11 protein-coding genes are annotated in these 19,167 nt (G+C 70.7%); 5 read left to right on the top strand and 6 right to left on the bottom strand.

Annotated elements, in window-relative coordinates; genetic code table 11:
* Nucleotides 1–606 precede the first annotated feature (606 nt).
* The 4 genes from tsaB to mrcB form a co-directional block, all read right to left on the bottom strand.
* Nucleotides 607–1,260 carry a tRNA (adenosine(37)-N6)-threonylcarbamoyltransferase complex dimerization subunit type 1 TsaB gene (tsaB, locus tag HFP89_RS14190; RefSeq protein WP_168718331.1) on the bottom strand — a complete coding sequence of 218 codons (654 nt, stop codon included), beginning with the start codon at nucleotides 1,258–1,260 and terminating at the stop codon, nucleotides 607–609.
* Nucleotides 1,257–3,161: an ATP-dependent DNA helicase gene (locus HFP89_RS14185; protein ID WP_168718330.1), complete on the bottom strand. Its 1,905-nt coding sequence runs from the start codon at nucleotides 3,159–3,161 to the stop codon at nucleotides 1,257–1,259. Before HFP89_RS14185 ends, tsaB begins: the two co-directional genes overlap by 4 nt.
* A gap of 16 nt (nucleotides 3,162–3,177) precedes the next feature.
* Nucleotides 3,178–3,696, bottom strand: a complete 519-nt coding sequence (locus HFP89_RS14180; RefSeq protein ID WP_168718329.1) for a tetratricopeptide repeat protein — start codon at nucleotides 3,694–3,696, stop codon at nucleotides 3,178–3,180.
* An 844-nt stretch (nucleotides 3,697–4,540) separates the two neighbouring features.
* Nucleotides 4,541–6,883 carry a penicillin-binding protein 1B gene (gene mrcB, locus HFP89_RS14175; protein WP_168718328.1) on the bottom strand — a complete coding sequence of 781 codons (2,343 nt, stop codon included), beginning with the start codon at nucleotides 6,881–6,883 and terminating at the stop codon, nucleotides 4,541–4,543.
* 149 nt (nucleotides 6,884–7,032) lie between these two features.
* Here mrcB and HFP89_RS14170 point away from each other — a divergent pair, with 149 nt between their 5' ends.
* Nucleotides 7,033–11,469: a glycosyltransferase gene (locus HFP89_RS14170; protein WP_168718327.1), complete on the top strand. Its 4,437-nt coding sequence runs from the start codon at nucleotides 7,033–7,035 to the stop codon at nucleotides 11,467–11,469.
* A gap of 1,158 nt (nucleotides 11,470–12,627) precedes the next feature.
* Here the strand turns inward: HFP89_RS14170 and HFP89_RS14165 are convergent.
* Both HFP89_RS14165 and HFP89_RS14160 read right to left on the bottom strand, forming a co-directional pair.
* Nucleotides 12,628–13,209, bottom strand: coding sequence for a YceI family protein (locus HFP89_RS14165; RefSeq protein WP_168718326.1), 582 nt, complete (start codon nucleotides 13,207–13,209; stop codon nucleotides 12,628–12,630).
* Complete coding sequence (locus HFP89_RS14160) at nucleotides 13,200–13,754, bottom strand: cytochrome b (protein WP_168718325.1); 555 nt, start codon at nucleotides 13,752–13,754, stop codon at nucleotides 13,200–13,202. The genes HFP89_RS14165 and HFP89_RS14160 overlap by 10 nt, the downstream gene beginning before the upstream one ends.
* A gap of 45 nt (nucleotides 13,755–13,799) precedes the next feature.
* On the opposite strand from HFP89_RS14160, the gene HFP89_RS14155 reads away from it, so the two are divergent.
* The 4 genes from HFP89_RS14155 (at nucleotide 13,800) to HFP89_RS14140 (ending at nucleotide 18,694) form a co-directional block, all read left to right on the top strand.
* Nucleotides 13,800–14,513, top strand: coding sequence for a YceI family protein (locus tag HFP89_RS14155; RefSeq protein ID WP_168718324.1), 714 nt, complete (start codon nucleotides 13,800–13,802; stop codon nucleotides 14,511–14,513).
* 66 nt (nucleotides 14,514–14,579) lie between these two features.
* Nucleotides 14,580–16,172 carry an AbgT family transporter gene (locus HFP89_RS14150; RefSeq protein WP_168718323.1) on the top strand — a complete coding sequence of 531 codons (1,593 nt, stop codon included), beginning with the start codon at nucleotides 14,580–14,582 and terminating at the stop codon, nucleotides 16,170–16,172.
* Nucleotides 16,169–16,537: a gamma-butyrobetaine hydroxylase-like domain-containing protein gene (locus HFP89_RS14145; protein WP_168718322.1), complete on the top strand. Its 369-nt coding sequence runs from the start codon at nucleotides 16,169–16,171 to the stop codon at nucleotides 16,535–16,537. The genes HFP89_RS14150 and HFP89_RS14145 overlap by 4 nt, the downstream gene beginning before the upstream one ends.
* 48 nt (nucleotides 16,538–16,585) lie before the next feature.
* Nucleotides 16,586–18,694, top strand: a complete 2,109-nt coding sequence (locus HFP89_RS14140; protein ID WP_168718321.1) for a bifunctional (p)ppGpp synthetase/guanosine-3',5'-bis(diphosphate) 3'-pyrophosphohydrolase — start codon at nucleotides 16,586–16,588, stop codon at nucleotides 18,692–18,694.
* The last annotated feature ends 473 nt before the right edge of the window (nucleotides 18,695–19,167 follow it).

The raw sequence follows: 19,167 nt of genomic DNA, 5'->3' as shown, positions 1-19,167 counted from the left end.
CGGTTCGATTTTCCTGTTGGAGGCCGCTTGCGGGCGAAGGGCGGCCCGACCGGTTCGCGAGCAAGCTCCCTCCAACAGGCGATCGGATCGGGGCGTTTCGATTTTCCTGTTGGAGGCCGCTTGCGGGCGAAGGCTGGCCGGGGGCGGTTCGCGAGCAAGCTCCCTCCAACAGGCGATCGGATCGGGGCGGTTCGATTTTCCTGTTGGAGGCCGCTCGCGGGCGAAGGGCGGCCCGACCGGTTCGCGAGCGAGCTCCCTCCAACAGGCGATCGGATCGGGGCGGTTCGATTTTCCTGTTGGAGGCCGCTTGCGGGCGAAGGGCGGCCCGACCGGTTCGCGAGCGAGCTCCCTCCAACAGGCGATCGGATCGCGGCGGTTCGATTTTGCTGTTGGAGGCCGCTTGCGGGCGAAGGGTGGCCGGGGGCGGTTCGCGAGCAAGCTCCCTCCAACAGGCGATCGGATCGCGGCGGTTCGATTTTCCTGTTGGAGGCCGCTCGCGGGCGAAGGGTGGGTCGGACGGTTCGCGAGCGAGCTCCCTCCAACAGTCGAGCGCGCGCAGCGCCCGATCGAAGACCTGTTGGAGGCCGCTCGCGGGCGAAGGGTGGGCTAGTTCGCGACGTTGTCGCGCAGGTAAACGGGGGCCAGGGCGTGGGCTTCGACCGGGTCGACGGCGGCGGCCAGGCCGAGCAGAACCGATGCGTCCGGCGCCACGTCGCTTCGCACCGGGTCGAGACCTTCAACGAGCGCACGCGGCACAGCCACGGCGTGGACGGCGAAGGCGGTGCCGATGCCCTGGGCCGGAAGCTCGACGGCGGGCAGGTCGGCCGGCGCGCAGAGGAGTTCGCGGCCTTCGAGGACCGGACGGTCGTCGCCGAACCGGAATACTGCGGCGTAGATTTCGCCCATGCGTGCATCCATCGCAGCGAGCACGCGCGCCGGGCCCTCGGGGTCGCGGCCGGCCGCGGCGATCATCGCCAGGCTGGACACCGGGTGCACCGGCAGATCGTGGGCCAGGGCCAGGCCCTGGGCCACGCCCAGGCCGATTCGCAGGCTGGTGAAGCTGCCGGGGCCGCGGTCGACGACCAGCGCGTCGAGGTCGGGGTAGCCGAGCCCGGCCTCGGCCAGCAGCTCGTCGATGAACGGCAGCAGCCGTCGGCCATGGGCGCGGGGTTCGGTCATCGCCCGTGACCGGACCTCGCCGCCGCAGTCCAGCGCCACCGAGCAGGTCTCGAACGCGGTTTCGATCGCCAGCCGGTTCATGGTCTCCACTGCTGCAGGAAGTCGATCGCCTCGAAGCCGGTGGCCACGCGCGGCATCGGCGGCAGGCTGTTGAGGAAGATCCGGCCGTAGGATTTTCCGAGAATGCGCGGATCGCCGAGCACCAGCACGCCGCGGTCGCCGGCGTGGCGGATCAGCCGGCCGGCGCCCTGCTTCAGGGCCAGCACCGCCGACGGCACCTGCAGCTCGCTGAACGGGTTGCCGCCGGATTCGCGCACGGCCTTCATCGTGGCCGACAGCACCGGATCGTCGGGAGCGGCGAACGGCAGTTTGTCGATGACCACCACCTGCAGCGCTTCGCCGCGCACGTCCACGCCTTCCCAGAAGCTGGCCGCGCCGAGCAGCAGGCGACCGGGGCCGGCACGGAATTCCTCGAGCAGGGCGTCGCGTGGCGCGTCTTCCTGGACCAGCAGCTGGAAGTCGCTGTTGGCGCGCAGCCAGGCCGCGGCGCGTTGCAGCGCGCGGTGCGAGGTGAACAGCAGGAAGGCCCGGCCGCGGCTGGCCTTGAGCAGCGGCAGTACGCGTTCGAGCAGGGTCTCGGTATGGCTCGGGTCGCCCGGCTCCGGCAGGTCCTTCGGCAACCATAGCCGGGTCTGCCGGGCGTAGTCGAACGGGCTGTCGATGATCTCGGTGGCCGGCGATTCCAGGCCGAGCCGCCGGGTGAAGTGGTCGAAGCGGCCGTTGACGGCCAGGGTGGCCGAGGTCATGAGCCAGGTCGCCGGTCGTTCGCTGCGCAGCTTGCGGAATTCCTCGGCGATGTCCAGCGGAGTCAGGGTCAGCGTCAGCCGGCCCCGGCGGCAGGCGAACCAGCGCACGCCCGGCGCATCGTCGGCCAGCAGCAGGTCCATGGTCGAGGCGCGCGCGGCGGCCCGATCGTGGCAGCTGGCCAGCTCGCGCGAGCGGGCTTCCAGCGGCGACAGCGCCCCGGCCAGCGCGCGCAGCGCGTCGGCCAGGTCGTCGAGTTCGGTCCTCAGCGGTCGCAGCCGGTTCCAGTCGCCGCGCTCGGGCAGTCGGTGCGCGCTGGCGGTCAGCTGCTGCAGCGCATGTTCGAGCCCTTCGATCGGCTCGCGCAGCACGTGCAGGGTGCCTTCGGCCGTGCCGCAGGCCTTCAGCGTGTCGCGGGCCAGTTCCCGCAGCTGCCAGGCCGAGACGCTCTGCGAGAAGAAGCGGGTGGCGATGTCCGGAATCTGGTGGGCCTCGTCGACGACGATGGCGTCGGCCCCGGGCAGCACTTCACCGAAGCCGGTCTGCTTGAGCGCCAGGTCGGCGAACAGCAGGTGATGATTGACCACGACCACGTCGGCCTCCTGGGCCTGGCGGCGGGCGCGCAGCACCCAGCAGTCGTTGACGCGCGGGCATTCCGAGCCGAGGCAGTTGTCGATGGTCGAGGTCACCATCGGCCAGATCCGCGCGCGCTCGGGAATGTCGCCGACCTCGCGGATCTCGCCGGTGGTCGTCCGGCGGGCCCAGCGGCGGATGGTCTCCAGGTCGGCGGCGGTGGCGTCGTCCAGGGTGCCGGGACCGTCGTCGGCGCGGTCCATGCGCTGCGGGCAGAGGTAGTTGGCCCGGCCCTTGAGCAGCGCCACGTCGAGCTCGGCGCCGGTGGCCTTCAGGGCCAGCGGCAGATCGCGCTGGAACAGCTGGTCCTGGAGGTTCAGGGTGCCGGTCGAAAGAATGACGCGCTGGCCGCGGGCCAGCACCGGCAGCAGGTAGGCCAGCGTCTTGCCGGTGCCGGTGGCGGCCTCGGCGACGAGGTCGGTGCCGGACTCGAGGCACTCGGCGATGCGCTCGGCAAGCCGGGCCTGGCCGGGTCGCGGCTGGAAGCCGTCGAGCAGGTCGGCCAGCGGGCCGCCGGCCGCGAATGCATCGGTCAGGGTCTTCATCGGCGCGGCCGGGCCGCTAGAAGCGCTCGGGCGGCGCGACGCGGCAGCTCGGCACCCGGTCGCGGGCCCGCTGGGCGAGGTCCCATTCGCTGTTGCGCTCGTGGACCACGATCAGGGTCCGCAGCGTGCGTTCGCACAGCGCGCCGACCTGCGGACCGGCGTCCCAGGACCGCTGGGCGAAGCCGCCGGCCTGGTCGATGCGGCCTTGCTGCAGCTGGATTTCGGCCATGAACTGCAGCGCGGCCGGGTCGCGACCGTCGATCCGCAGCGCGCGTTCCAGGACCTGCTCGGCGCGGGCCAGGTCGCCTTCGGCCTCGGCGGCCTGCGCCTGGCGTTCCAGCGATTCCACGGCCGGGTTGCGCAGCGTGTAGACCTGCAGCGATGTGCCATCGTTCGCGAGCGCCGGGGCGCGGACGCGGTCTTCGACGGTCCGGCGCTCGTCGGGCGCCGGCGGCGCGGCGGCGCAGGCGGCGAGCAGCAGCACGGCCGCGCCGAGGCCGGCGCGAGCGATGGAGTTCGGAAGGTGATCGGTCATGCCGAAAGGATACCGGATGGGTCGTGCGGCCTGCGGCCGCGTTCGCGCGCAAGCGCCCTCCAACAGGCGAATTGCCCGTTGCGGCCGGATCGAAGGTCTGTTGAAGGCCGCTTGCGGGCGAAGGGTGGGTCGTGCGGTTCGCGAGCGAGCTCCCTCCAACAGGCGAATCTGGCGGAGGTTCTGTTGGAGGCTGCTTGCGGGCGAAGGGTAGCCGGGCGGTTCGCGCGCAAGCGCCCTCCAACAGGTGGATCTGGCGGAGGTTTCTGTTGGAGGCCGCTTGCGGGCGAAGGGTGGGTCGGGCGGTTCGCGAGCGAGCTCCCTCCAACAGTCGAGCGAGCGCAGCGCCCGATCGAAGGCCTGTTGGAGGCCGCTCGCGGGCGAAGGGTGGGTCGGGCGGTTCGCGAGCGAGCTCCCTCCAACAGGCGATCGGATCGGGGCGGTTCGATCTTCCTGTTGGAGGCCGCTTGCGGGCGAAGGGTGGTTCCGGCGGTTCGCGCGCAAGCGCCCTCGAACAGGTGGATCTGGCGGAGGTTTCTGTTGGAGGCCGCTTGAGGGCGAAGGGTGGTTCCGGCGGTTCGCGCGCAAGCGCCCTCGAACAGGTGGATCTGGCGGAGGTTTCTGTTGGAGGCTGCTTGCGGGCGAAGGGTGGCCGGGCGGTTCGCGAGCGAGCTCCCCTCCAACAGGCGGATCTGGCGGAGGTTTCTGTTGGAGGCCGCTTGCGGGCGAAGGGTGGGTCGGGCGGTTCGCGAGCGAGCTCCCTCCAACAGGCGGATCGAGGGTCGGCGGCTTGTTCTGCCTGTTGGAGGCCGCTTGCGGGCGAAGGGTCCGGCCTTCGAAGCGCCGATCAATCGCCGCGCAGGCGGTCGAAGAAGCCTCGGCGGACGCAGTCGGAGTAGTCGGTCGGCTGCGAGCCGGCGGCGAAGGGAACGGCGCGGGCAGCGGCGCAGTCTTCTTCGGCCAGCAGCGGCTGCGGCCAGTCGATCCAGAACCACTCCAGCGTATCCGGCCACTGGCGGGCGGTCGGGGCGTGGGGCAGGTCGTCGAACAAGCGGGCCCAGATCGGCAGCGCCGAGGTCGCGCCGCTGACGCCGGCCGGTCGGTTGTCGTCGCGGCCGACCCAGACCACGGCCAGCCAGCGCTCGGTGAAGCCGGCGAACCAGGCGTCGCGCCGGTCGTTGGTGGTGCCGGTCTTGCCGCGGATCGTCGTGCGCCGGGCCGCCGGCTGGGTCAATTGCCCGGCCAGCGAGCGGCCGGTGCCGCGGGTCACGGCGTCTTCGAGCGCGAAGTCGAGCAGGGCCAGCGCGTCGCGCTCGCGGATCGGCCGCAGCCGCATCGGATACCGACCGACCGCGCCGTCGGCCGGGTCGACCACGTCGGTGATCGCGCGCAGCGGGGTCGAATAACCGCCGGCGGCCAGCGCCTGGTAGAGCTGGGCGACCTGTAGCGGGCTCAGGTCGACTGCGCCGAGCAGCGCCGAGGGGTGACGCTCGCCGCCCGGCTCGACGCCGAGCTGCTGGAGCAGGATGAACAGCCGCTCGATGCCGACCGCCAGCCCGACCCGGACCGTGGCCTGGTTGTAGGAGCGGGCCAGCGCATCGAGCAGCGGCACGGTGCCGTGGCTCTCGCCGTCGTAGTTGCGCGGTGTCCAGTCCGGCTTGCCGGCCTGCGGCACCGACAGCGGCGCGTCCTCGACCGGGGTGACCAGGGTCCAGCGCTCCGGCTCGGCCAGCGCCAGCAGGTAGACGAAGGGCTTGAGGATCGAGCCGACCTGGCGCCGGGCGTCCAGCGCCCGGTTGAATCCCGTGCGCCGGACCTGGCGGTCGCCGACCAGCGCGCGGACTTCGCCGGAGTCGGGCTGGGCGAGCACGATCGCGCCCTGCAACACCCCGGCTTCGCGCTCGACCTCGGCCAGTCCCTGGGCCAGCGCGCGCTCGGCATGGTGCTGGGCCGATGGGCTCAGCGTGGTGAAGATCTTCAGCCCCTGCACGCGCAGGTCGGCCTCGCGGTAGTCGGCGCGCAGCTGCCGGCGGACGAGGTCGATGAAGGCCGGGTGGGCGCGGCTCGGTGCCAGGTCGCGAACGTCGGCGCCCAGCTCGCGGGTCCGGGCGCGCTCGTACTCGGCCTCGTCGATCAGGCCGGTGTCGCGGAACACCGTGAGCACCAGGTCGCGCCGGGCCCGGGCGCGCTCCGGGTTGCGGGTCGGGTGGTACCACGACGCGCCGCGGACCATGCCGACCAGCAGCGCGATCTGGTCGGTCGACAGGGCGCGCACCGGCAGGCCGAAGTAGTGCTCCGCGGCCCGGCCGAAGCCGTGGATGGCCTGGTTGCCGTCCTGGCCCAGGTAGACGTCGTTGAGATAGGCCTCGAGGATTTCGGCCTTGCTGAAGCGGGCCTCGAGACTGATCGCCATGATCGCTTCGTTGAACTTGCGGACCAGCGTCTGCTCGCTGGTCAGGAACAGGTTCTTGACCAGCTGCTGGGTGATGGTGCTACCGCCCTGGACGATGTCGCGCGACAGGATGTTGCGCAGCGCGGCGCGCAGGATGGCGCGCGGATCGACGCCGTGGTGATGGCGGAACTGGCGGTCCTCGACGGCCTGCACGCCGGCGACCAGCAGGGTCGGGAACTCGGCGATCGGAACCAGCGTGCGGTCGCGGTCGTCCATCGGCAACAGGCTGCCGAGCTCGGCCGGCGGCAGCCGGGCCAGGTCCAGCGCGCGGCCGTCGGCATCGCTCAGATCGGCCACCGCGCCGTCGTCCAGGAGCACCCGCAGCGTGACCGGCGGTTGGATGCCGTCGGCGAACCGGACCTCGGGCAGCGCGATGGTGTAGCGCGACCCGCGCTTGCGCCAGCGACCGGGCAGCAACGGTTCGTTTTCCGTGACGCCGGCGGCGTTCAGTTCCAGCTCCAGATCGGCCGGTGCGATGGCGCGACCGACGTGCAGCTCCAGCGGACGGGCATACAGTCGGCTGGCCTGGGTCCACTGGCGCTCGGCGAAGCGGACCGACGCCTCGCGGTCGAGGTAGACCACCCACGGCCCGAGCAGGCCCAGGCCCGCACCGAGCACGAACAACAGCAGCCGGATCGGCCAGCGCCGTGGCGTACGGTCGGTCGACGCCGCGCGGCGTCCGTGTTTCTTCGCGGCCTTCCTGCGGGCCGGCTTCTTTGCCGTCTTGCGGTTCGCCATGGCCGGTCAGACGCTCATGACACGGCGGGAGGGATGGCCGATAATTGCCGGCCGACGTTCAGAAGGTCCCGAATCCATGCGCCGCATTATAGGAACACGCTTCCTCGCGTGCCGTGCCGTGCCGGTCGAATCCGGCCGCGGAGCGGTCCGTGGCTGAATCGGCGCCGCCCGGGGCCACCGACGCGGCCCTGCCGCCGCGGGTGCTGCTCTGGACCGGGACCGGCGCCGGGGCGACCGGCTCGGTGGTCGAGGCCGCGCTCGCGCTCGGCGGCCCGGTCCACGCGGTGGGCTTCGAGCGGGCCGGGATCGAGCGCCGCGGCGAGGCGCGGGTGGCCACGGCAGTGGCTGCGCTGAGGGCCGAGCAGCCGGACCGGGACCTGCTCGTCCTGCGGGCCGATCTCGACGCGCCGGCCCATCTGCCGGACCTTGTTTCCGCGCTGGCCGTCCGGACCGACCGTCCGGACCGGCTGCATCTTCCCGGCGACTACATGCCGGACTTCGACCCGCTGCTCGGACTGGACTCCGGGACCGCCGACCCCGGCGCGCTGATTGCCTGGTGTTCGGATCGCGTCTGGCAGCCGCTGAACGAGCCACGCATCGAGCCGTCCTACGATGCGCTGTGGCTGCGCGCCGGCGTGCCGATCGCGGGTCCGGCGATGCTGTTCGACGACGGCTACCTGCGCGCGCCGGACCCGCCGGCCTTCGATCCCGACGACGATGTCGGTCCCGCACCGCTGCACGGCCACCTCGCCGAGCGCGTCGGCCGGCTGCTGGCCGAAGGCGTCACGACGCTGCCCGCGCCCGGCGACGCCGCGGCCACGCTGCACATCGCACACAGCTGGGGCGGCGGCGTGTGGCGCTGGATCGAGGATTTCATCGCCGGCAGCGATGCGCCGCAGCTGGTCCTGGTGGCGGTGTCCGACGGGCCGGGCCGCGTCTGCGGACGCCGGTTGCAGCTGTGCGCCGTCGGGCCCGGACACGGGGTCATCCGCGAGATCGCGCTGGGACCGCAGATCACCGGTACGGCCGAGGCGCATCCGCAGTACGCCGCGGTGCTGGCCGGACTGATCGAGCGCTATGCCGTCGGCCGCGTGCTGGTCTCGTCGCTGATCGGCCATGCGCTGGATGCGCTGTGCACCGGCCGACCGACGCTGCAGGTGCTGCACGACTTCCACCCGGCCTGGCCGTTGCTGGACCGCGACCCGAAGCCGTTTCTGGATGCAAGCGGCGGCGATCCCGCGGCCGCGCGGGCCGAGGCGGTCCGGGTCCACGGATCGACGATGCGGCTGCAACCGGCCGACGCCGAGGCCTGGACTGCGCTCGATCGCGCGTGGTCCGGGGCCGTCGAGCGCGGTGCGGTCCGGCTGGTCGCGCCGACCGGCCACGTGGCCGAGCGCTGGCGGGCGCTGCACCCCGATGGCGCGCTGGACATCGAAATCCTGCCGCACGGGTTCCGGCCCTTCGGGTCGGAGCCGGTGCCGGTCGAGGCGCCGTCGCCGACCGGCGAGGGCGCCGCCCCGCTGCACCTGGTGATCCCGGGGCAGCTGTCGTCGGGCAAGGGCCGTGAACTGCTGCTCGACGCGCTGCCCAAGCTGGCCGGCCGGGTCCGCCTGACGGCGGTCGGCTGCGGCCAGGACGGCTATCGCCTGTTCGGCCGGTCCGGCATCGACCTGGTCCCGGCCTACGATCGCGAGGACCTCCCGGCGCTGATCGCCGCGCTGCGTCCGCACGGCGCGCTGCTCCTGTCGACGGTGCCCGAGACCTGGAGCTACACGCTCAGCGAGATGCGTGCGCTGGGGCTGCCGGTGCTGGCCACCCGGGTCGGCAGCTTCGTCGAGCGGGTCGCCGACGGCGAGGACGGCGTGCTGTTCGATCCCGACGCCGACGCGCTGGTCGAGACCATCGAGACCCTGCTGGCCGAACCCGGACGGCTTCAGCGGCTGGCGCGCAACGTGCCCGAGCAGCGTTCGCTGCGCTCGATGGTGGCCGACTACGACCGCCGCTGCCCGGTCGCAGCGGTGCCCGACGACGGGGCCGCGCTGATCGGCGCGGTCGATGCGCTGGACCGCGACCGCCTGGCCGGCCGGCTGGCCCGCACTGCGCAGCGGGCCGACCGATTCGAGCGACGCACCGTCATTCTGGAAGACGAGCTGGCGCGCCGGACCCGCTGGGCCGAGACCATGGAGCGCCAGTTCCGCGAACGCAGTCGCTGGGCCGAGCGACTGGAGGCCGAGCGCCAGGCGCTGGATGTTCGTGTGCAGGCACAGCAGCGCGCATTCGATGAGGCGGAACGTCGTCATCGGGCGGCCCGCAACGAGCTCGATCGCCGGCTGCACGAAGCGCAGCGCCAGCGCGACGAGCTGGCCGGCGAACTGGACCACCTGCGGACCGAGCGCGAGCAGATCCTGGGCAGCCGCTCGTGGCGGATCACGCGTCCGCTCCGGGTGCTCAACCGGATGTTCGGCGGCGGTCGCCTGCGGATGCTGGCCAACCCGTTGAACTGGTGGTCGATGGGCCGCCGGTTCGTCCACCACTGGCGCTTGCGCGGGCTCAAGCAGACCCTGATCCTGCTGCAGTCGCCGATGCCCGACGAGCCGCCGCCCGAGCCGGTCGGACCGACCGCCGTGCCCGAGGCCGGACGGATTGCCGAGCCGGTGCGCTGGACCGCGCCGGAGACCCCCCGGATCAGCGTGATCATCCCGGTCTACAACCAGCTGCACTTCACCGCCGCCTGCCTGCACAGCGTCGTGCACGCCCGCAACGAGGTGCCGTTCGAGGTCATCGTCATCGACGATGCGTCCAGCGACGGCACCGCCCGATGGCTGAAACGCTGCACCGGCATCCGCTGGATGAGCAATCCCGAGAACCTCGGCTTCATCGGCACCTGCAACCGGGGCGCGGCCGAGGCGAAGGGCGAGTTCCTGGTGTTCCTGAACAACGACACCGAAGTGCGCGACGGCTGGCTGGACGCCTTGCTGTCGGTGTTCGAAACACATCCCGACGCCGGCATCGTCGGCGGCAGGCTGGTGTTCGCCGACGGCACGCTGCAGGAAGCCGGCGGACTGGTGTTCGACGACGGCAGCGGCTGGAACTACGGCCGCGGCGACGATCCGGGTCGACCGCAGTACGGCTTCGTCGCCGAATGCGACTATGTGTCCGGCGCCTGCCTGGCGATCGAGCGGGCGCGCTTCCAGGCGCTGGGTGGCTTCGACACCCACTATGCGCCGGCCTATTACGAAGACACCGACCTGTGCTTCAAGGTCCGCGCGCAGGGCCTGAAGGTCTACGTCCAGCCGGCCGCGACGATTGTCCACTTCGAAGGCGCGACTTCGGGGACCGACGTCGACGCCGAAAGCGGCACCAAGCGCTACCAGAAGATCAACCGCGAGAAGTTTCTCGAGCGATGGGCCGATGCGCTGGCCGAGCAGCCGCCGAACGCGCCGGACTTCGAGCGGGCCGACCCGGTCGCGCAGCTCCGCCACCACCGCTTGCCGCGCCGGGCGCTGGTGATCGACGCGACCACGCCGATGCCCGACCACGACTCGGGCTCGGTGCGTATGTTCGCGCTGCTGAAGCTGTTGGTCGAGCTCGGCTACCGGACCCGCTTCCTGCCGGACAACCGCTCCTGGGCCGGCCGCCATTCCGAGGCGCTGCAGCAGGCCGGTATCGAGGTGCTGTCGGCGCCGTGGGTGACCGAACTCGAAGACTGGCTGGCCGAGTACGGATCGGAGCTGGACCTGGTGCTGGTCAGCCGGCATTACGTGCTGACGCCGGTGCTCAAGCTGATCCGCACCTACTGCCCGCAGGCGAAGCTGGTCTTCGATACGGTCGATCTGCATTTCCTGCGCGAGGAGCGCGAGGCCGAACTGGCCGGCACCGCCGCTGCTCGCCGGGCCGCGGCGCGGACCCGCCAGCAGGAACTGGACCTGGTCGCCGAGGCCGACGCCACGCTGGTCGTCAGCGCCTTCGAGCGCGATCTGCTGGCCGAGCTGGCCCCGGACGCCGAGGTCCACATCGTGTCCAACATCCACTCGCTGCACGACCCGGGCCGGCCCTTCGACGAGCGCGCCGACCTGCTGTTCGTCGGCGGCTTCCAGCATCCGCCGAACCTCGATGCCGCCCAATGGCTGATCGACGAGATCCTGCCCCGGGTCCGCGAGCAGCTGCCCGACGTCGAGCTCCATCTGATCGGCAGCAAGATGCCGGAGTCGCTGAGCCGTCGCCAGGCGGCCGGGCTGCGCGTCCATGGCTTCGTCGCCGACCTCGACCCGTTCCTGGCCGGCTGCCGGGTCTCCGTGGCGCCGCTCCGGTACGGTGCCGGCGTCAAGGGCAAGGTCAACCAGGCCATGAGCCACGGCCTGCCCGTGGTCGCGACCTCCTGCGCCGCCGAGGGCATGTTCACCACCCACGGCGAGGACATCCTGATGGCCGATGATGCCGATGCCTTCGCAGCCGAAGTGGTGCGGGTCTATCGTGACGAGGCGCTGTGGCGGCGACTCGCCGAAGGCGGTCGCGAGAACGTCGAGCGGTATTTTTCGGTGGCCGCCGCGCGGCGGGCGCTGGAAGGGTTGCTGGGGGTGAAGTAGCCGGGTCGAAGGCCTGCTGGCGGCCGCTTGCGGGCGAAGGGGGGCCGGATCGGTTCGCGCGCAAGCGCCCTCCAACAGGCGAAGTGGGCCGCGCGCCCGATCGAAGGCCTGTTGGAGGCCGCTTGCGGGCGAAGGGTGGCCCGGCCGGTTCGCGCGCAAGCGCCCTCCAACAGGCGAAGTGGGCGGCGCCTGATCGAAGGCCTGTTGGAGGCCGCTTGCGGGCGAAGGGTGGCCGGATCGGTTCGCGCGCAAGCGCCCTCCAACAGGCGAATCAGCACCGGCACCGGATAGAAGGCCTGTTGGAGGCCGCTTGCGGGCGAAGGGTGGCCGGATCGGTTCGCGCGCAAGCGCCCTCCAACAGGCGAAGTCAGCGCAACGCCCGATCGAAGGCCTGTTGGAGGCCGCTTGCGGGCGAAGGGTGGCCGGATCGGTTCGCGCGCAAGCGCCCTCCAACAGGCGAAGCCAGCGCAACGCCCGATCGAAGGCCTGTTGGAGGCCGCTCGCGGGCGAAGGATGGCCCGACCGGTTCGCGCGCGAGCGCCCTCCAACAGGCGAATCAGCGCAACGCCCGACCGAAGGCCTGTTGGAGGCCGCTTGCGGGCGAAGGGTGGCCGGATCGGTTCGCGCGCAAGCGCCCTCCAACAGGCGAAGTGGGCGGCGCAGTCGATCGAAGGCCTGTTGGAGGCCGCTTGCGGGCGAAGGGTGGCCGGATCGGTTCGCGCGCAAGCGCCCTCCAACAGGCGAAGTGGGCCGCGCGCCCGATCGAAGGCCTGTTGGAGGCCGCTTGCGGGCGAAGGGTGGTCCGGCCGGTTCGCGCGCAAGCGCCCTCCAACAGGCGAATCAGCACCGGCGCCGGATCGAAGGTCTGTTGGAGGCCGCTTGCGGGCGAAGGGGGGGGCGGATCGGTTCGCGCGCAAGCGCCCTCCAACAGGCGAAGCGAGCGCAACGCCCGATCGAAGGCCTGTTGGAGGCCGCTTGCGGGCGAAGGGTGGCCGGACCGGTTCGCGCGCAAGCGCCCTCCAACAGGCGAAGTGGGCGGCGCACTCGATCGAAGGTCTGTTGGAGGCCGCTTGCAGGCGAAGGGTGGCCCGGCCGGTTCGCGCGCAAGCGCCCTCCAACAGGCGGATGCGGCTGGCTGCCGAAGCCCGGGAACGGTCGCTATTCGGCGTTCAGGACGACCTCGAAGGTCACGTCCACGCGGTTGCGGACGAACTCCGGATCCTCGAACTCGCCGATCCCCACATCGAAGCGCGAGCGGTCGATCTCGGCCGAGCCGCCCATCGTGAACCGGCCCTCGGCGACGATGGCTTCGCCGTCGGGCGTCAGCTGGAACGCGATCGACTGCGCTGCAGTGATGTCGCGGAGCGTCAGTTCGCCATCGGCGGTATAGCCGTCGTCGGTCGAGCGGATCGCGGTGCTGGTCCAGGTGCTTTCCGGAAAGCGCTCCACGGCGAAGAATTCGGGTCCGAGCAGGGCCTCGTCGCGGTCGCGGTTGTCGCTGTCGGCCGAGCCCAGGGCAACGGTGACCTCGATGCTGCCTTCGACCGGCGCACCTTCGGGCATGCAGTAGCGCACGTCGAATTTGCCGAAGGTCCCCGTGAAGCCGGTCCCTTCGACGGCGCCGCGGAACTCCAGCCTGCCGTTGTCGGCGCCGCCGACATAGCAGGTTTCCGCGGCCAGCGGCGCGGCGGCGAGCAGCCAGGCGAGGGCGGGGATGCACAAGCGTGTGGTCAATTCCATTTCGGCAGCATTCTCTTCAGGACATCGTCCTTCTTGATGAAGTGGTGCTGGAGAGCGGCGGCGACGTGGACGCCGGCGACGACCAGCAACGCGGTGCCGAGCAACTCGTGGACGTCGTGGAAGACATCTTCCAGGCCCTCGCTGGTCCCGACCAGGTCGGGGATGTCCAGCAGGCCGTAGAACTCGGCCCCGTAGCCGGCGGCCGAGGAATAGATCCAGCCGCTGATCGGCATGCACAGGATCAACCCGTAGAGTGCCCAGTGCGTGAACGCCGCGGCGAAGCGTTGCCAGCCGCTCATGCCGTCGGGCAGCGCGGGCGGGCGGTTGAACAGCCGCCAGGCGATGCGCAGCACGGCCAGCAGCAGCACGGTCATGCCGATCGACTTGTGCTGGACGACCAGCTGGTACTCCAGCCGGATCGAATCGGTCTCGTCGGCGCGCCAGGCCCAGATGTACTGGAGCGTGATGCCGACCACGATCAGCCAGTGGAAGAACTGGGCGATCAAGCCGTAGGCATCGCGGGTGTTGCGGATGGGAATGTTCATGGCGGCGGGCTATCCTGTCGTCGAGATCAAGAATGAGTGCGGTCGATGAACGTCCGGTTGCCGTTTCCTGTGCGGGGTGCGCTCTGCCTGCTGCCGATCGTCCTGCTGGCCGCGTGCGCGACGGCCCCGTCGCCGGATGATACGACGACGGTGCGAGCGGACTGGCCCGAGCGCCCCGAGTTCGCCGCAGGCGCCACGACCTACCGGGTCGATCCGGCCGCCTCCGAGCTGCGCGTCCGGGTCGCGCCGGCCGGGTCGCTGGCCCGGCTCGGTCACCACCACGTGATCGGCGGGCCGGTCTGGTCGGGCGAGTTCGTGCTCGGTGAACCCGTCCTTGCCGACCTGTCCATCGACGTGACGAGGCTGGAGGTCGACCGCGTGGCGTGGCGGCGCGAGGAGGGCTTCGAGCCGCTGGACGACGAGGCGATCGAGGGCACCCGGCGCAACCTGCTGGGGCCGAAGGTGCTCGATGCCGGGAACCATCCGACGATCGAGATCCGCAGCGTCGAGGTCACCGGCCCGGACTGGCAGGCCGACGTGACCGCCCGGGTCCGGGTGCGCGACGAGATCACCGAGTGGCGGGTGCCGGTGGTGGTGCAGCGCGACGGCGAGCGACTGACCGTCGCCGGTGCCGTGGACCTCGATCAGACCGCGCTGGGCCTGGAGCCGTTCTCGGCGGCCGGCGGTGCGTTGCGCGTGGCCGACCGGATGCGGGTCCGGTTCCGGATCGTTGCCGAGCGGATCGAGCCCGGGCAATGATGGCCGGGTCGGCGGGCGCGACGATGTTGCTATGATGCGCGGTCGAACTTCGACGGATCCTGCCCCGTGAACGACACGACCACCGCCGCTGCGCCGAAGCGCAACTGGTTCACCCGCTTTCTCGATACCGTCGAATGGCTCGGCAACCTGCTGCCGCATCCGGTGACGCTGTTTGCGCTGCTGGCCGCCGCGATGGTGTTCCTGTCGGGCCTGTTCGGCTGGCTCGGCGTCAGCGTCGAGGATCCGCGCCCGGCCGCAGCCGCCGGCGCAACGATCGAAGCCGTCAGCCTGATGAATGCCGAAGGGCTGCGCCGCATCCTCGGCAACCTGGTCAGCAACTTCGTCAACTTCGCGCCCCTGGGCGTGGTGCTGGTGGCGATGCTCGGGGTCGGCGTGGCCGAGAAGTCCGGCCTGCTCTCGGCGCTGGTCCGCGGCATCGTGCTGAAGGCGCCGCGCCACATCGTCACCGTGGCCGTGGTGTTCGCCGGCGTGCTGTCGAACACCGCCTCGGAAATGGGCTACGTGGTGCTGGTGCCGCTGGGCGGCGCGATCTTCCTGGCGCTGGGTCGCCATCCGCTGGCCGGCATGGCGGCCGCCTTCGCCGGCGTGTCCGGCGGTTATTCCGCCAACCTGCTGCTCGGCACCATCGACCCGCTGCTGGCCGGCATCACCCAGGAAGCCGCCCGGCTGATCGATCCGACCTACGAGGTCTATGCCACCGCCAACTGGTACTTCATGATCGTCTCGACGTTCATGATCACCGCGATCGGTTCGCTGGTGACGATCTTCATCGTCGAACCCAAGCTCGGGGCGTACGACGATTCGAACGCCGACCCGCGAGTGCTCGACGACAGCCAGATGCAGCCGCTGACCGGCGATGAAAAGAAGGGCCTGGGCATGGCGGCGATCGGCATGCTGGCCGTGCTCGGTCTGATCGCCCTGCTGGTCGTGCCGGACAACGGCGTGCTGCGCGACCCGGCGGCCGCCGGTGGCACCTTCCTCGAGTCCTCCGGCCCGTTCTTCCGCTCGATCGTGGCCTGGATCTTCATCTTCTTCCTGGTCACCGGCTTCGCCTACGGCCGGGTGGTCGGCACGATGAAGAACGACCGCGACGTGATCGACGGCATGGCCTCGGCGATCTCGACGCTCGGTCTGTACGTCGTCCTGGTGTTCTTCGCCGCGCAGTTCGTCGCCTTCTTCGGTTGGTCGAACCTGGGCCTGATCACCGCCGTGACCGGCGCGGACTTCCTGAAGGAGATCGGACTGACCGGGCCGATGGTGTTCGTGCTGTTCATCATCATGTGCGGCATCGTCAACCTGAGCCTGGGCTCGGCCTCGGCGCAGTGGGCGGTGACCGCGCCGATCTTCGTGCCGATGCTGATGTTCATCGGCTACTCGCCGGAAGTCATCCAGGCCGCCTACCGGATCGGTGACTCGACGACCAACATCATCACGCCGATGATGAGCTACTTCGGCCTGATCCTGGCCTGGGCGACGCGCTACGACAAGAAGTTCGGCATCGGCACGCTGATCGCGACCATGCTGCCGTACTCGATCTTCTATTTCATCGGCTGGTCGCTGCTGTTCCTGCTCTGGGTATTCGGGCTGGACCTGCCGGTCGGACCCGGCTCGCCCACCTACTACGACGGGTTGCAGTGAGCGAGCGGGTCGCCACCGAGCTGACCTACGAAAAGGGCCGGCGGATGCTGGTCGTCGCGTTCGACGACGGGCAGCGCTTCGAACTGCCGGCGAGCTACCTGCGCACCCATTCGCCGTCGGCCGAGGTGCGCGGCCACGGGCTTTCGGAGCCGAAGCTGCTGCCCGGCAAGGACGAGGTCGCCATCGTCGGCATCGAGCCGATCGGGAGCTACGCGGTGGTGCTGAAGTTCGACGACGGCCACGATTCCGGCATCTATGGCTGGAACTTCCTGTACGGGCTCGGGCGCGACATGGATCGCAACCTCGCCCGCTACGCCGAGCGGATGCGCGAGGCCGGTCTGGACGTGCCGGCCGGCCCGGCCTAGCATGACCCCTGGTATCGGCCTGACCGAATCCGGACCGCGAACGATCCCGTGCCTTCCTCTCCCGCCACGTCCCTGCGCCGCCTGATCGGCGACCGTCCGGTCGACGAACGTCACCGCGAACTGATCGACGACGGCATCCGTGCGCTCGACGCCAACGACGAGGCCGGTGAAGGCCTTCCCGGACGCATGCTGCGCGCCCTCGGGATGCTGTCGCCGGACAGCGCGACGCTGGCTGCCGCGCTGCAGATCTGCCGTGGCGAGATCGACGAGGCGGTCTCGCTGCCCGACGACGTCCGCGCGCTGGTCGAGCAGTTCGACCAGGTGGTCCTGTTCGACGAGCGTTATGTCCCGGATACCGAGCATCGGGCCGAGGGGCTGCGGCGGCTGATCCTGGCCCTGATCGAGGATGTGCGCGTCGCGCTGCTGGTGCTGGCCTGGCAGCTGGCGCGGATGCAGACCGCCCGCGACCCCGACGCGCGCCGCGCGCTGGCCCGCGAAACCCGGGCCATCCACGCACCGCTGGCCAACCGGCTCGGCGTCTGGCAGCTGAAATGGCAGCTCGAGGACCTGGCCTTCCGCTACCTCGAACCGGACGCCTATGCCCGCATCGAGCGGCTGGTCGCCGAGCAGCGCGCGGACCGCGAGCGCGCCATCGACGACTTCATGCAGCGGGTCGGCGAGACGTTGAGCGCGGCCGGGCTCCGACACGACATCAACGGCCGCGCCAAGCACATCTTCTCGATCTGGAAGAAGATGCAGCGCAAGGGCCTGGACTTCCACGAGCTGTTCGACGTGCGCGCGGTGCGCGTGCTGGTCGACGACGTGGCCACCTGCTACGCCGCGCTCGGCCTGGTCCACAGCCACTGGCAGCCGGTGCCGGGCGAGTTCGACGACTACATCTCCAACCCGAAGCCGAACCTCTACAAATCGCTGCACACGGCGGTACGCGGACCGTCGGGCCGGGTGTTCGAAGTCCAGATCCGGACCTTCGAGATGCACGAGCACGCCGAGCTCGGTGTGGCCGCGCACTGGCGCTACAAGGAGGGCGGGCCGGCCGACAGTGCGCTGGAAGCGCGGATCGGCCTGATGCGCCAGCTGATCGAGGGCAGCGAGGACGACGACAGCCTGGTCGAGAGCTTCGAGAGCCTGACCAGCGAGGACCGCGTCTACGTGCTCACGCCGCGTGGCGACGTGGTCGACCTGACCCAGGGCTCGACCGTGCTCGACTTCGCCTACCAGGTGCATACGGAAGTCGGTCATCGTTGCCGGGGTGCCAAGGTCAACGGCCGCATCGTGCCGCTGACCCACGTGCTGGCCAACGGCGACCGGGTCGAGATCCTGACCGGCAAGCAGGCCCAGCCGTCGCGCGACTGGCTGAATCCGCAGCTGGGCTACCTCCGCTCCGGCCGGGCCCGGGCCAAGGTCCGCCATCATTTCCGCCAGCTGGCCTACGAGGACAACCTGGCCGCCGGCCGGGCCGCCGTCGAGGCCGAACTCAAGCGGCTCGATGTTTCCGATGCAGCGCTCGACGACGTCGTTCGAAGCTACAACTTCAACAAGACCGACGACCTGCTGGCGGCGGTCGGCGCCGGCGACCTGACGCCGGGCCAGGTCGGCCAGGCGGTCCTGCGGCTGCGGCCCGAGCCCGAGTCGGCCGAGCCGGTCCTGCCGCTGCGCAAACCGAGCGCGCCAGCGCGCGGATCGCCCGGCAGCGAGGTGCAGATCGACGGTGTCGGCAACCTGATGTACCAGGTCGCGAAGTGCTGTCAGCCGGTGCCCGGCGATCCGATTGCCGGTTTCATCACCCGTACCCGGGGCGCGAGCATCCATCGCGAGGACTGCCGCCAGTACCTGCGGCTGGCCGAGCAGCATCCCGAACGCCGTATCCGGGTCGACTGGGCCGACCGCACCCGGAGCCGCTATCCGGTTCGCATCCGGATCGATGCCTGGGATCGCCGGGAACTGATCAAGGACATCGGCTCGATCCTCGCGGCCAGGAATCTCAGCGTCTCGTCGATGAACGCCGGGCGCGGCGACGTGCCCGAAGCGGTGGTCATCGAGATCACCGTGGACGTCGGCGATCTCGATCAGCTGTCCGGCCTGCTGGATCGCTTGCAGGCGATCACCAACGTGATGGCGGTGAAGCGGGTCAGGTAGGGCGGCGGCTGACCGGGCCGATTCGCGCGGAATCCGCCCCTCCCACAGTCGAATCGAGGCCGAAGGTCGTTTCGCCTGTTGGAGGCCGCTTGCGGGCGAAGGGTGGCCGAACCGGTTCGCGCGCGAGCGCCCTCCAACAGGCGATCGGATCGAGGCGCGGAATCGAAGTCCTGTTGGAGGCCGCTTGCGGGCGAAGGGTGGCCGAACCGGTTCGCGCGCGAGCGCCCTCCAACAGTCGATCGGATCGAGGCGCCGGATCGTAAGGCCTGTTGGAGGCCGCTTGCGGGCGAAGGGTGGCCGGTTCGGTTCGCGCGCGAGCGCCCTCCAACAGTCGATCATTGCGCCGGTGCCCGACCGAAGTCCTGTTGGAGGCCGCTCGCGGGCGAAGGGTGGCCGGTTCGGTTCGCGCGCGAGCGCCCTCCAACAGTCGATCATTGCGCCGGTGCCCGACCGAAGTCCTGTTGGAGGCCGCT

It is taken from the genome of Wenzhouxiangella sp. XN79A (genome assembly GCF_012272825.1).
Taxonomy (GTDB): domain Bacteria; phylum Pseudomonadota; class Gammaproteobacteria; order Xanthomonadales; family Wenzhouxiangellaceae.
This window is presented reverse-complemented; position numbering and strand designations above follow the sequence as displayed.

What these genes read in the sequence shown, in the direction of transcription:
- HFP89_RS14155 (WP_168718324.1), top strand. Translation starts at nt 13,800, where the DNA reads ATGAACGTCCGGTTGCCGTTTCCTGTGCGGGGTGCGCTCTGCCTGCTG.
- HFP89_RS14180 (WP_168718329.1), bottom strand. Translation starts at nt 3,696, where the DNA reads ATGACCGATCACCTTCCGAACTCCATCGCTCGCGCCGGCCTCGGCGCG.
- HFP89_RS14165 (WP_168718326.1), bottom strand. Translation starts at nt 13,209, where the DNA reads ATGGAATTGACCACACGCTTGTGCATCCCCGCCCTCGCCTGGCTGCTC.
- HFP89_RS14160 (WP_168718325.1), bottom strand. Translation starts at nt 13,754, where the DNA reads ATGAACATTCCCATCCGCAACACCCGCGATGCCTACGGCTTGATCGCC.
- tsaB (WP_168718331.1), bottom strand. Translation starts at nt 1,260, where the DNA reads ATGAACCGGCTGGCGATCGAAACCGCGTTCGAGACCTGCTCGGTGGCG.
- mrcB (WP_168718328.1), bottom strand. Translation starts at nt 6,883, where the DNA reads ATGGCGAACCGCAAGACGGCAAAGAAGCCGGCCCGCAGGAAGGCCGCG.
- HFP89_RS14185 (WP_168718330.1), bottom strand. Translation starts at nt 3,161, where the DNA reads ATGAAGACCCTGACCGATGCATTCGCGGCCGGCGGCCCGCTGGCCGAC.